Source organism: Streptomyces sp. NBC_01426, from assembly GCF_036231985.1.
Classification (GTDB): Bacteria; Actinomycetota; Actinomycetes; order Streptomycetales; family Streptomycetaceae; genus Streptomyces.
In genome coordinates this window covers 5,307,767-5,319,571 of the sequence record NZ_CP109500.1, presented here as the reverse complement: position 1 = coordinate 5,319,571, position 11,805 = coordinate 5,307,767, and the positions used below count along the sequence as shown (strand labels likewise).

General features: G+C 72.8%; 13 protein-coding genes. 7 read left to right on the top strand and 6 right to left on the bottom strand.

What is annotated here, in order from left to right; genetic code table 11:
- Positions 1-74 precede the first annotated feature (74 nt).
- Positions 75-1,262 carry a lipid-transfer protein gene (locus tag OG906_RS23620; RefSeq protein ID WP_329445565.1) on the bottom strand — a complete coding sequence of 396 codons (1,188 nt, stop codon included), beginning with the start codon at positions 1,260-1,262 and terminating at the stop codon, positions 75-77.
- 16 nt (positions 1,263-1,278) lie between these two features.
- A complete protein-coding gene (locus OG906_RS23615) occupies positions 1,279-3,426 on the bottom strand; it encodes an acyl-CoA dehydrogenase (protein WP_329445563.1) in 2,148 nt (715 codons plus the stop codon).
- Between the two features lie 286 nt (positions 3,427-3,712).
- Between OG906_RS23615 and OG906_RS23610 the strand changes: the two genes are divergently transcribed.
- A complete protein-coding gene (locus OG906_RS23610) occupies positions 3,713-4,663 on the top strand; it encodes an SDR family NAD(P)-dependent oxidoreductase (protein ID WP_329445561.1) in 951 nt (316 codons plus the stop codon).
- Between the two features lie 14 nt (positions 4,664-4,677).
- Here the strand turns inward: OG906_RS23610 and OG906_RS23605 are convergent, their stop codons facing one another.
- Positions 4,678-4,935 carry a DUF397 domain-containing protein gene (locus OG906_RS23605; protein ID WP_329445559.1) on the bottom strand — a complete coding sequence of 86 codons (258 nt, stop codon included), beginning with the start codon at positions 4,933-4,935 and terminating at the stop codon, positions 4,678-4,680.
- Positions 4,895-5,743, bottom strand: coding sequence for a helix-turn-helix domain-containing protein (locus OG906_RS23600; RefSeq protein WP_329445557.1), 849 nt, complete (start codon positions 5,741-5,743; stop codon positions 4,895-4,897). Before OG906_RS23600 ends, OG906_RS23605 begins: the two co-directional genes overlap by 41 nt.
- 84 nt (positions 5,744-5,827) lie before the next feature.
- Between OG906_RS23600 and OG906_RS23595 the strand changes: the two genes are divergently transcribed.
- From OG906_RS23595 to OG906_RS23575, 5 genes are all read left to right on the top strand, one after another.
- Positions 5,828-6,241 carry an ATP-binding protein gene (locus OG906_RS23595; RefSeq protein WP_329445555.1) on the top strand — a complete coding sequence of 138 codons (414 nt, stop codon included), beginning with the start codon at positions 5,828-5,830 and terminating at the stop codon, positions 6,239-6,241.
- Positions 6,242-6,383: 142 nt separating this feature from the next.
- Positions 6,384-7,025: a class I SAM-dependent methyltransferase gene (locus OG906_RS23590; RefSeq protein WP_267798895.1), complete on the top strand. Its 642-nt coding sequence runs from the start codon at positions 6,384-6,386 to the stop codon at positions 7,023-7,025.
- A gap of 89 nt (positions 7,026-7,114) precedes the next feature.
- The gene (locus OG906_RS23585; RefSeq protein ID WP_329445552.1) at positions 7,115-8,101 is read left to right on the top strand and encodes an N-acetylmuramoyl-L-alanine amidase; all 987 of its coding nucleotides are present in this window, start codon (positions 7,115-7,117) and stop codon (positions 8,099-8,101) included.
- 138 nt (positions 8,102-8,239) lie between these two features.
- Positions 8,240-9,064 (top strand): hypothetical protein, encoded by an 825-nt coding sequence (locus tag OG906_RS23580; protein ID WP_329445550.1) that lies wholly within the window; start codon positions 8,240-8,242, stop codon positions 9,062-9,064.
- A 145-nt stretch (positions 9,065-9,209) separates the two neighbouring features.
- On the top strand, positions 9,210-10,220 hold the full coding sequence (locus OG906_RS23575) for an LLM class F420-dependent oxidoreductase (protein ID WP_267826557.1): 1,011 nt from the start codon (positions 9,210-9,212) through the stop codon (positions 10,218-10,220).
- Between the two features lie 3 nt (positions 10,221-10,223).
- Here the strand turns inward: OG906_RS23575 and OG906_RS23570 are convergent, their stop codons facing one another.
- Both OG906_RS23570 and OG906_RS23565 read right to left on the bottom strand, forming a co-directional pair.
- A complete protein-coding gene (locus OG906_RS23570) occupies positions 10,224-10,613 on the bottom strand; it encodes a hypothetical protein (protein WP_329445547.1) in 390 nt (129 codons plus the stop codon).
- Positions 10,614-10,717: 104 nt separating this feature from the next.
- Entirely contained in the window at positions 10,718-11,326 is a 609-nt protein-coding gene (locus OG906_RS23565; RefSeq protein ID WP_329445545.1) for a hypothetical protein, read from the bottom strand.
- Positions 11,327-11,485: 159 nt separating this feature from the next.
- Here OG906_RS23565 and OG906_RS23560 point away from each other — a divergent pair, with 159 nt between their 5' ends.
- Complete coding sequence (locus tag OG906_RS23560; RefSeq protein ID WP_267803841.1) at positions 11,486-11,788, top strand: hypothetical protein; 303 nt, start codon at positions 11,486-11,488, stop codon at positions 11,786-11,788.
- Positions 11,789-11,805 lie beyond the last annotated feature (17 nt).

Sequence of the window (11,805 nt, the reverse complement as noted above, 5' to 3'; positions counted from 1 at the left end):
GGGGGCGAAAAGTTGTACGAACACCCGGCTCTCGCCCGCCCGGACACCGTTCTGACCGGGGCTCCTTCGCCGGCTCAGCGGCGCAGCAGGGTCACCACCGCCGCGCCGCCCAGCCCGATGTTGTGGGCGAGGCCGACGCGGGCTTCGGCGACCTGCCGGGGGCCGGCCTCGCCGCGCAGTTGCCAGACGAGTTCCGCCGCCTGGGCGAGGCCCGTCGCCCCGAGCGGGTGCCCCTTGGAGATCAGGCCGCCCGAGGGGTTGACCACCCATCGGCCCCCGTAGGTGGTGGCTCCGCTCTCCACGAGCTTGCCCGAGGCGCCTTCCGCGCACATGCCGAGCGCCTCGTAGGTCAGCAGTTCGTTGATGGAGAAGCAGTCGTGCAGTTCGATGACGTCCACGTCCTCGATGCCGAGCCCGGACGTCTCGAAGGCGGCCCGGCCGGCCGCCGCCGACATCGGCTTGCCGACGACGTCGATGCAGGATCCCGACGCGAAGGACTCGGTGGTGTCCGTCGTCATCGACTGGCCGACGATCTCGACCGCCTTGTCGTGGAGGCCGTGGGCGACGACGAACCGTTCCGACACCACCAGGGCGGCCGCGGCCCCGTCGGAGGTCGGCGAGCACTGGAGTTTCGTCAGCGGTTCGTGGATGGTCTTGGCCGCGAGGATCTCCTCGATCGCGTACACGTCCTGGAACTGGGCGTGGGGGTTGTTCGCCGAGTGCCGGTGGTTCTTCTCCCCGACCGCGGCGAGTTGCGCGGCCGTGGTGCCGTACCGCTCCATGTGCTCGCGCGCCGCGTTGCCGAAGATCTGCGCGGTGGGCGGGGACATCTCGAAGCCGTGTCCGGCGGCCATGATCCCGTAGTGCCGGGCGACGGGCGAGGTCTTGAAGTCGCCGCCGTCGGCTCCGCCGCCGAGCGCGCCCCGCTTCATCTTCTCGAAGCCGAGGGCGAGCACGCAGTCGTTGATGCCGCCCTCGACGAACTGGCGGGCCATCATCAGCGCGGTGGCGCCGGTCGCGCAGTTGTTGTTGACGTTGTAGACGGGGACGCCGCTCAGCCCCAGTTCGTACGCGGCGCGCTGGCCGGCGGTGGAGGCTTGGAAGCAGTAGCCCACCGGTACCTGTTCCACCAGGTCGTATCCGATGCCGGCGTCGGCGAGCGCCGCGGTTCCGGCCTCGCGCACCATGTCCCAGTACTGCCAGTCCCTCGACTCCGGCTTCTCGAACTTCGTCATGCCGACGCCCACGATGTACGACTTCATGTGCCCTACCGCCCCTTCAGTCCCTGGGAAGGCCGAGAATCCGCTCGGCGACGACGTTGAGCTGGACCTGTGTGGTGCCTCCGGCGATGGTCAGGCAGCGGGACATGAGCATCCCGTGCACGGCCCGCTCCCCGGCCCCCTCCCGGACCGCGCCCGCCGGGCCCAGGAGTTCCAGGGCGAGTTCGGCGGTCTTCTGCTGGTGGGGGGTCTGGACGAGTTTGCGTACGGACGCGCCCGCGCCGGGTTCCGCTCCCGAGACCTGCCGGAGGGTGGTCCGCAGGCCGATGCAGGCGAGCGCGTGGGCCTCGGCGGCGAGGGCGCCGATCCGGGCGCGGTACGAGCCGTCGAGTGCGGCGGAGTGCGCGATCAGCGCCTCCAGGCCGGTGTCGAAGGTCATCTGGTCGGCCATGTGGACGCGTTCGTTGCCGAGGGTGTCGCGGGCCACCTTCCACCCTCCGTCGACCGCCCCGACCAGGGCGTCGGCGGGCAGCAGCACGTCGTCGAGGAAGACCTCGTTGAAGAGGGAGTCGCCGGTGATCTCCTTGAGCGGCCGGACGTCGATGCCGGGGGTGGTCATGTCGATGACGAAGTAGCCGAGGCCCTTGTGTTTGGGCGCGGTCGGGTCGGTGCGGGCGAGCAGGATCCCGAGGTCGGCGGTGTGCGCGGAACTCGTCCACACCTTCTGTCCGTTGACCCTCCACGAGCCGTCGGCGGTCCGTTCCGCCCTGGTGCGCAGCGAGGCCAGGTCGGAGCCGGCGCCCGGTTCGGAGAAGAGCTGGCACCAGGTGAGGTCCCCGCGCAGGGTCGCCGGCAGCCAGGCGTCCTGTTGGGCGGGCGTTCCGTGGGCGAGCAGCGAGGGCACGACCCAGGTGGCGATGCCGAGGTCGGCGACCTTGACGCCGGCCGCCGCCATTTCCTGTTGGACGACGAGTTGTTCGACGGGTCCGGCGCCGAGTCCGTACGGCGGCGGGAGGTGGGGGGCCGCGTATCCGGTGGGCGCCAGGATCCGGCGGGCGGCGGCCGGGTCGAGGCCGCGGGCGTCCTCGATGGCGGCTCGGGCCTTCGCCCGGTGTTCCTCGGCCCGGGCGGGGAGTTCGAGGCGCAGTTCGCGCCGTGCCCCGCCGGCGGCGAGGCGCACGGCCCGTGTGCGGTGCCCGTCGCCGGCGCCGAGCAGTTGCCGGGCGACGAGGGAGCGGCGCAGGTGGATGTGCGCGTCGTGTTCCCAGGTGAAGCCGATGCCGCCGAGGATCTGGATGCAGTCCTTGGCGCAGGAGTAGGCGGCGTCGAGGGCGGTGCCGGCGGCCAGCGCGGCCAGCAGGGAGCGCACGTCGGCCGGTTCGTCCGTGGCCCGGGCCGCGTCCCAGACCAGGGCGCGGGCCTGTTCGAGGCGTACCAGCATGTCGGCGCACAGGTGTTTGACGCCCTGGAACCGTCCGATGGGTCGCCCGAACTGTTCGCGCGTCTTCGCGTACTCGGCGGCGGTGTGGACCGCCCAGGCGGCGGTGCCGCAGGCGTCGGCGGCGAAGAGGACGCAGGCCAGGTCCCGGACCAGGGCGGCGTCGAGGGCGAGGAGGCGGCCGGGGGCGACGGTGATCGCGCGGGCGCGCACCTCGGCCGTGGGCCGGGTCGGGTCGGCGCTCTCGTGGGTGCGGATGTCCAGGGCGGCTGCGTCCACGGCGAACCAGTACGTGCCGTGGGCCGCCTCGGCGGCGAGCAGGACGAGGTCGGCCTCCCCGGCGCCGAGCACGGGCGGTGCGAGGCCGTCGAGGAGGTGGCCGCCGCCCTCGACGGCGACGGCGGTCATGCTGCCGGGGCCCAGCGCGACGGCCCCGACGCGGGTGCCGTCGGCGAGGGCGGCGGCCGGTTCGTCCGCTCCCGCCCGGTCCAGCAGGACGGAGGCCAGGGCGCCGGCGAGGTAGGGGCCGGGCAGGGCGGCCCGGGCGGCCTCCTCCACGGCGACGGCGAGGTCGAGCAGGCTCCCGCCCTCCAGGTGGGGTGCGAGCAGTCCGGAGGCGGCGAGCGCGTCCCAGTAGGCGGGCCGCACCCCGGTCCGGGGCGGGCCGTCGAGCAGTTTGCGCACCTCCTCGGGTGGCACGGTCCGCGCCGCCCAGCCGCGCACGGCCTCGGCCAACTCCTTGTGTTCCCGCGTGATTCCGATGCCCATACGGATCCCTGCCGCCTCTCCGACGCTCCCGGCCGGCGCCGGTCGTCCCCCTGAACGCGGGCCAGAGTAGAACACGTTCCATTCTGACGGAAGGTCAGATGACGGAGTCGCCGGTGGATCGGGACGAACCTCACAGGGGGCCCACCCCGGCTTGTCGGTGGGATGTCGGGCATCCGGCGGGTTCGTCGGTGGTGCACACGCGAGGTGTCGGTGGCCGGCGCGACGGTGGAGGTCGGGTTGCCCGAGGGGCAGCCGCAGCCGTCCCCCACCAAGGGAGCCCGTCACCGTGTCGTCCGCATCCTCCACCCCGCCCTGGAACGTCCGACGGCTGCCCGGCGGCGCCGGCCGCGTCGTCCTGGTGACCGGCGGCAACGCCGGCATCGGGTACTTCGTCGCGGAGCAGTTGTCGGCGACCGGAGCCGACGTCCTGCTCGGCAGCCGCAATCCCACCCGGGCCGAGGCCGCCGCGGCCTCGATCCGCGCGCGGGTTCCGGGCGCGCGGGTCCGGGCCGTACGTCTGGACCTCGCCGACCTCCCGTCGCTGGAAGCGGCGGTGGAGTCCCTGGGGGTGGAGCGTCTCGACGCGGTGGTCCACAACGCCGGCGTCGCCCTGGACGACCCGCCGCGCGAGCAGACCGGGGACGGTCACGAGCTGATGTTCGGCACGAACCACCTCGGGCACTTCGCCCTGACCGGCCGGCTGATGCCGCTGCTGTCGGCCGCGCCGGCGGCCCGCGTCGTCAGCACGGGCAGTTTCGCGGCGAAGTCCGAGCGGCTCGACCTGGACGACCTCCAGTCCCGGAGGGACTACCGCCCCAAGCGGACCTACGGCCGGTCCAAGCTGGCGCAGATGTACTTCGGCCTCGAACTCGACCGCCGGCTGCGCGCCGCCGGCAGCACGGTGGCGAGCGTGGTCGTCCATCCCGGGGGCGCGCTGGACTCCCTCACCCCGTCACGGCCGCCGGTCCACGTGCGCACCACGGCCGCACGGCTGGGCGCGGCGCCCGCGGCCCTGCTCCTCCAGGGCAAGCACGCCGGCGCGTGGCCGGCGGTCCGGGCGGTGCTCGACCCGGCCGTGCGCGGAGGGCAGCTGTGGGGACCGCGCCACTTCGGCCTGCGCGGCGAGCCCCGACGCGAACCGCTGTGGGACCACCTCGCCGACACCGCCGTCGCGGCGCGGTTGTGGGACGCGAGCCGCGACCTCACGGGCGTCGACCCCGGCCCCCTCCCCGGCTAGCGGGAGGCCGCGGCTCAGACGCCGCGCACGAAGAGCGCGAAGGCCTCGGGGGCGACGGTGAAGACGGGGCCGTCGGGGTTCTTGGAGTCCCGGACGGCGATCAGGTGGGGGCGGGCGGCGATCTCGACACAGTTGCCGCCGGTGTCGCCGCTGTGGCTGGACTTGCGCCAGTCGCCACCGAGCGGGGCGCATTCGACGCAGTCGCCGCCGGTGTCGGAACTGTACGAGGACTTACGCCACCGCGCGCCCGTCAGGTCCTGGATGGTGTCCATAACGCTCCTCCATTACACGGGCGATCCGTACCGCCGAGTCCTCCACGGAGAGGGCGGCGGCCTGCAAGTGATCGTAACGGAGCGAACCCTCCCTGAGAGCTTGCGGATTGGCCGTCATATGGCCCTGGACGAAGTCCTCGGTGTAGACGAGATCCGGGTCCCCCTCGAACCGCAACAGGTTGAACGTGCCCGGCACCCCCGCATGGGCACCCGCCTCGAACGGCAGGATCTGCACTCGCACCCACTCACGCCCCCGGAGTCCCAACAGGTGCGCCAGTTGATTTCGCATGACCTCCCGGCCTCCGATCTCCTGGTACAACGCGGCCTCGCTCAGCACGACCCACATCAATGGCGGGTTCTCGCGGTCGAGTATCCGCTGCCGTTCCATGCGGGCGGCCACCTTCGCGTCGAGGCCCTCGTCCGTGCGCACCCCCAGCACCGCCCGCGCGTACTCCGGGGTCTGCAACAACCCGTAGACCAACTGCGCCTGGAAGGTGGAGATGTACTCCGCCTTGGCCTCCATCTCGGCGTACGGCTGGAACCACGTGGGGAGTTGACTGCGCAGCACCAGCCCCACCAGTCGGGCGAACACCCCGCCCGTGTCGAGCGCCGCGTCCACCCGCTCAGAGAAACCCCTGGTCGGGACCTTCCGGGCCGTCTCGATCTGCCCGATCAGCGAGCCCGCGCAGTAGAGGATGCCCCCCAGCTGCCCCTGCTTCAGTCCCGCCTCCTCCCGCAGGCGGCGCAGTTCGGAACCGTAGTAGTCCAGAGCCGAGGCGCTGGGATCGAGATCACGGATGTTGACCATGGAGCGGTCACCTCCAAGTACACGCCGTGCGGCGTTCGGTTCGGTCCGTAGCCGAGCGTAACCAGATCACCCCACGCTGGTCTCATGAACCGCACAACTGAGTATTCAGCTGGCGAAGTTGACGAGAGCTACCGCATGGGGTTCACCGTCGGTGAGCATTCCGCGCGTCACATGCGGCGCATCCTGCGCATGTACCTCGCCAGTTGGGGTCTGGCCTCGCTGACGCACGCCGCCGAGCTGGCGCTGACCGAGCTGATCGCCAACGTCGTGCGTCACGCGCCGGGGCAGGGGTGTTCCGTGCTCATCCTGTGCCGGCCGGGAGGTGTGCGGGTCGAGGTGTCGGACGGCAGCCCCGCGCTCCCCCGGGTGCCGGGGCCGCCCGGCCCCGAACTCTCCGAGGGCGGGCGCGGGCTGCTGCTGATCGAGGCGGTCACCGACCGCTGGGGCGCGGACCCGAATCCCACCGGCAAGACGGTGTGGTTCGAGTGCGACGGGTGAGGCTCCTGCGCCACCCCCGCACCGCCCGCCGATCCGGCGTGCTCTCGGAGGCGACCGCAGGTCACGGACCCCCGGCCGTGGCGTCCTACCGGGCGGTAGGGCAGCATGGGCGGCCACTCACCCGCAGCTCAGGAGGAACGACATGGCCAGCCCCAAGCCGGAGACCCTCGCCGCTTTCGAGGCGGCCAAGGGCTTCATGCCCGTGGGCGAGGGCCTCGCCCTGTACGCGGCGGCGACCCGGGCGGCGGCGCTCGGGCTGCCGCTCCTGGAGGTCGGCACGTACTGCGGGCGTTCCACGATCCTGCTCGCCGACGCCGCCCGTGAGGCGGGGGTGTCCGCGATCACCGTCGATCACCACCGGGGCAGCGAGGAGCAGCAGCCGGGCTGGGAGTACCACGACCCGACAGTGGTGGACCCGGAGATCGGGCTGATGGACACGCTGCCCACCTTCCGCCGCACCCTGCACCGGGCCGGGCTGGAGGAGCACGTGATCGCGATCGTGGGGCGCTCCCCGCAGGTCGCCGCGGCCTGGGGCGGCCCGCTGGGCCTGGTCTTCATCGACGGTGGGCACACCGACGAGCACGCGAGCGGCGACTACGAGGGGTGGGCCCCGCACCTCGCGGTGGGCGGCACGCTGGTGATCCACGACGTGTTCCCGGACCCGGCCGACGGCGGCCAGGCCCCGTACCGGATCTACCTGCGCGCGTTGGCCTCCGGCGCCTTCGAGGAGATCTCGGTCACGGACTCGCTGCGGGTCCTGCGGCGCACCGACCAGGGCATATAACCGGGACACCGCCAGGCATACAACCACACCACGCCCCCGGATGGAGCACGTTCCGTCCGGGCGGCGGGCGGCCGGCCTAGCATCGCCGGGTGCGCTACGACGACAGCCCCCCGCCCCCCGAGTCCGGCTCCTCGGTCAGCCCGGACCGGCACTGGTTCACGCGCCGCTCCACCCTCGCGGTCGCGGCCGCCGCCCTCGCCCCGACCTGTCTGGCGGGCTGGGTCCTGACCCAGGTCCTGACCGGGAACGGGCAGGACGACCACCGACCGCAGGCGACGCCGCTGCCCGCCTCCCACACGTCCGCCGCGGACGCGAAGCCGAACAGGGCCGCCGAGCCCACGCCCGCGAGCCCCACCCCCAACGGCGCCGCGTCCGGCTCCCCCGCCGCCGGCAAGGCCCCGCTCGCCGGCCGGACGGTGGTCATCGACCCCGGCCACAACACCGGGAACTTCAAGCACACCAAGGAAATCGACCGCCAGGTGGACATCGGCACCAACCGCAAGGAGTGCGACACCACCGGCACCACCACGAACTCCGGCTACATGGAAGCCGAGTTCACGATGGACGTGTCCCGCCGGGTGCGCACCGCCCTGGAGGCCAAGGGCCTGAAGGTGGTCCTCACCCACGAGGCCGGAACCGAGCGCCCCTGGGGTCCCTGCATCGACGAGCGGGCCCGGATCGGCAACGAGGCGGCGGCCGACGCCGTCGTGTCGGTCCACGCCGACGGGGTCTCCGAGGGCAGCCGCGGCTACCACATCATCCTTCCCGCCAAGGTCAAGGGCGGTGGCGCGGACACCGCGAAGATCATCGAGCCCTCGCGCCTGCTGGGCGAGCGCATCGCGAACAACTTCGCCCGCACCACCGGTTCCGGCCCCGCCAACTACCTCGGTTCCGGCACGGGTTTGGTGGTCCGCGACGATCTGGGCGGACTGAACCTCTCAACTCGCCCCAAGGTGTTCATCGAATGCGGCAACATGCGTGACGCCAAGGACGCGGCGCAACTGACGAGTCCGCAGTGGCGCCAGAAGGCCGCGCAGGGCATCGCGGACGGCATCGTCGGGTTCCTCGGCGGGTAGTCCCACCAGGACCGCCCGACGCCCCGGTCCGTTCGGTCACGGAAAACCTCCGTACCATGGTGCCGCCCGCCCCGCTCCAGTCCTGATCTGCGACCGCGGCACCACGAGACGACCGAGACCGAGAAGGACACCTAAGACGTGAACATCCGCTCCCTCACTCGAGGCGACGGCGTGGTGATCGGAGCAGCGGTGCTGCTGTTCATCGCCTCGTTCCTCGATTTCTACTCCGCGACCGGCATCGACACGCCGAGTGCCTGGGACACCGACGTGTACCGCCTGGTGCTCCCGACGGTCTTCCTGCTCGGGTTCATCGCGGCCGGTCTGCTCCTCGCGGCCCGTTTCCTGCCGCAGGGCCGCCAGCTCGCGGGGCTGCCCATGCAGGCGTGGGGCACCGTACTGACCGTGGCGGCGGCCTGGGCCGCCCTGTGGTCGCTGATCACCTGCCCGAGCGGCGCCGACCTGGGCGCCGGCAGCATCATCGCCTTCCTCGCCACCCTGGCGCTGGCCGGCGTGGCCCTGTTCGGCGCGAAGGTCCCGGCGCTGGCCGGCAAGCTCGTGCCCGAGTCCCGGCCCGCCGCCGTCCCGCCGTACGGCGGCCAGCCGCAGGCCCAGCAGCAGCCGGGTGCCGGTTACGGCTACCCGGGCGGCCAGCAGCCCCAGCCGTACGGGCAGACCCCGCAGCCCGCACCGCCCTACGGCGGCACCCCGCAGCCGAACCCCACGCCCGCCCCGACCCCGCGGGACGCGACGCCCGCCCCGGCGGCGGACTTCACCCCGTTCTGGTTCGCGGTGCCGGTGACCCGGTCGCTGTTCGCCGAGGACGGCTCGCACCCGATCGCGGAACTCGCGCCGGGCACCTGGTACCTGGCCGTCGACCAGCGCGGCCCGGCCACGCTGATCGCCCAGACCCAGGACGGTCGACGCGGCGTGCTGAACGAGACGTCGGACATCCAGCGCGGCTGAGGCCCCTCGCCCGCACGGCCGAACGGCCCCCGCCCTCCCGGGCGGGGGCCGTCGGTCTTCCCGGGACCGGGGTCGTGCCCTACAGTCACCTGACGCACCGTCAGAAGTGGCGGGAGCTGTCGACGGCTTCGCGGAGGGAACCCCCATGCGCCTCGGACTGGCACTCGGCTACTGGGGGCGCGGCCCCAACCCGAACCACCTCGACCTCGCCACCGAGGCCGAGGACCTCGGCTACGCCTCGGTGTGGACGGCCGAGGCCTGGGGCTCCGACGCCTTCACCCCGCTGACCTGGATCGCCGCGCACACCTCGCGGATCCGCCTCGGCACCGCCATCGCCCAGATGTCCGCCCGCACCCCCACCGCCACCGCCATGCACGCCCTCACCCTGGACCACCTCTCCGGCGGCCGGATGACACTGGGCCTGGGCCTGTCCGGCCCGCAGGTCGTCGAGGGCTGGTACGGGCGCCCCTTCCCCGCCTCCCCGCTCACCGCGACCCGCGAGTACGTGGACGTCGTCCGCCAGGTCCTGCGCCGCGAGGCTCCCGTCGCCCTGGACGGCCGCTTCCACCACCACCCGTACCTCGGCGAGGACGGCACCGGTCTCGGCAAACCGCTCAAGCCGATCACCCACCCGCTGCGCGCGGACCTGCCGATCCTGCTCGGCGCGGAGGGCCCCCGGAACATCGCCCAGACCACCCGGATCGCCGACGGCTGGCTGCCCCTGTACTGGTCGCCGTCGCGCACCGACGTGTACCGGGCCTCCCTCGCCGACCTCCCCGAAGGCTTCATGATCGCCCCGATGGCGCGGGCCCACGTCTGCGAGGACGTCGCCGAGGGCCTCCTGCCCGTCAAGGCGATGCTCGGCTTCTACATCGGCGGCATGGGGCACGCGGCCCGCAACTTCCACGCCGACCTGATGGCCAGGATGGGCTACGAGGACGAGGCCCGCCGCATCCAGGAACTGTTCCTCGCCGGCCGCAAGGAGGAGGCCGTCCTGGCCGTCCCCGACGCGTTCGCCGACGAGATCTCCCTGATCGGACCCCGCGAGCGGATCGCCGAACGCCTCGACCTGTGGCGCAAGGGCCCGGTCACCGACCTGCTCCTCACCGCCCCCGACCCGCACACCCTGCGGGTCCTCGCGGAACTGAACGCGTAGCGGTCAGACCTGCTCGGCCCGCGGCACCGCGTCGAGGAACTCCCGCAGGTCCAGCGCCATCACCGCGATCTCGATGTCGGCGTCGCCCGGGCGGGCGCACGTGACGATCCGCGAGCCCGGGTTGATGCTCATGCCCTCCTTCACCGACGGCGCCCGCACCCCCGTGGCCCGCGCGCCGGCCAGTTCCACCGCGGGATTCCGCTGCGGCTCCCACCGGGCCGCGCCCCCGTCCACGTACAGCCGGCCCATCCGCCAGCGCCCCGCGCCGGCGGGCAGCCGTGCCATGCCCGGCAGCCCGGGCACCACCTCGGCGGCCTGCCGCTCGCGGTGCTTGCGCCGCACCAGCCACCCGACCCCGGCCACCGCTGCGGCAGCCACCACGAACTCGATCACGCGCCCCATTCAAACAGCCGCAGCCGGCGGTCGCGTGCCGGCGGGCCCGGGGTCGAGGGGCCGTGACGCCTCCCGACCCCGGGCCCGGCCGGGGACACGGCCGATCAGCCGCCGAGCTGGGAGGTGCTGGGAACCTTGTCGGTCACCACCGCCCCCGCGCTCTTGCCGGCCTCCTTGACCCCGTTGATGACGCTCTCGAAGGCGCCGATGTCGGCGTCGCCCGCCTGCCCCTTGCGGAGCTTGGTCGCCAGGCCCTTGAGGGACTCGATGCCCGCCGTCAGCGGGACCACCGCCTTGGACAGCAGCGGGTCGCCCTTGGCGTTGGCGGTCGCCGCCTTCAGCCGGTTGTAGGCGAAGGCACCCGCCAGACCCGCCTTGATCAGCGCGAACGTACGGCCCTTCGCGCCCTTCTTGAACTTGCCCGCCTGGTACGGCTTGACGATCCACTGGTAGGTCGCGCCGGCCGCGAGACCGGCGTTCGCGACGAAGCGGGTCTTCGCGAACTTCTGCTTCTCCGCGGGCGTGCTCGGCGCGGGAGTCGCGGCGGCGGCCTCCTCGGCGGCCAGCACCTCGACGGCCGACGCCTCCGCGGCCGCCTGGTCGGCGGCCGTGGCCGCGGACAGCGAGACGTCCTCGCTCTTGGTCTTGGCCCTCCCGCCCCCGTCGGAGCCACAGGCGGTGGCGCCGGCCAGCAGCGCACAGGAAAGGAGCACCGACGTGACGGCACGACGGAATCGAACGTTTCTGGGTACGGACACAGTTGCCTCCGGGGACTGAGGTGTCCTCCGCACCCTCACCCGGCCTGTGGGGCTCCGCCACTTGGGGGACCCGTTCGGGGGTTTGCGGCGCGCCTGCGCGGCAACACGGGGTGCATGCCCACACATACCCGAGTACACACCCGAGGAAGCAGTTCGGCGGGCCGGGCCGTCGCCCTGGTGGCGGACATCGCAGCCTTCGTGATCGGCCTGTGGATCCTGCTGTTCCTGCTCGACGCCAACCAGGGCAACGCCTTCGTCGACCTCGTCCACGACGCGGCGACCTGGCTGGCCGGCTGGTCCTACGACCTGTTCACCTTCGACCGCGCCTGGGTCCAGGTCGTCGTCGGCTACGGCATCGCGGCCGTCGTCTACCTCTTCATCGGCCACGCCCTGGCGAGCCGACTCTCCCGCCGCTGACGCACGGGGCGTGTGGG

Bases quoted from the DNA above. Each gene is read 5' to 3' on its own strand.
- OG906_RS23620 (WP_329445565.1), bottom strand. From the start codon at position 1,262: ATGAAGTCGTACATCGTGGGCGTCGGCATGACGAAGTTCGAGAAGCCG.
- OG906_RS23615 (WP_329445563.1), bottom strand. From the start codon at position 3,426: ATGGGCATCGGAATCACGCGGGAACACAAGGAGTTGGCCGAGGCCGTG.
- OG906_RS23605 (WP_329445559.1), bottom strand. From the start codon at position 4,935: ATGGACACCATCCAGGACCTGACGGGCGCGCGGTGGCGTAAGTCCTCG.
- OG906_RS23600 (WP_329445557.1), bottom strand. From the start codon at position 5,743: ATGGTCAACATCCGTGATCTCGATCCCAGCGCCTCGGCTCTGGACTAC.
- OG906_RS23595 (WP_329445555.1), top strand. From the start codon at position 5,828: ATGAACCGCACAACTGAGTATTCAGCTGGCGAAGTTGACGAGAGCTAC.
- OG906_RS23590 (WP_267798895.1), top strand. From the start codon at position 6,384: ATGGCCAGCCCCAAGCCGGAGACCCTCGCCGCTTTCGAGGCGGCCAAG.
- OG906_RS23575 (WP_267826557.1), top strand. From the start codon at position 9,210: ATGCGCCTCGGACTGGCACTCGGCTACTGGGGGCGCGGCCCCAACCCG.
- OG906_RS23560 (WP_267803841.1), top strand. From the start codon at position 11,486: ATGCCCACACATACCCGAGTACACACCCGAGGAAGCAGTTCGGCGGGC.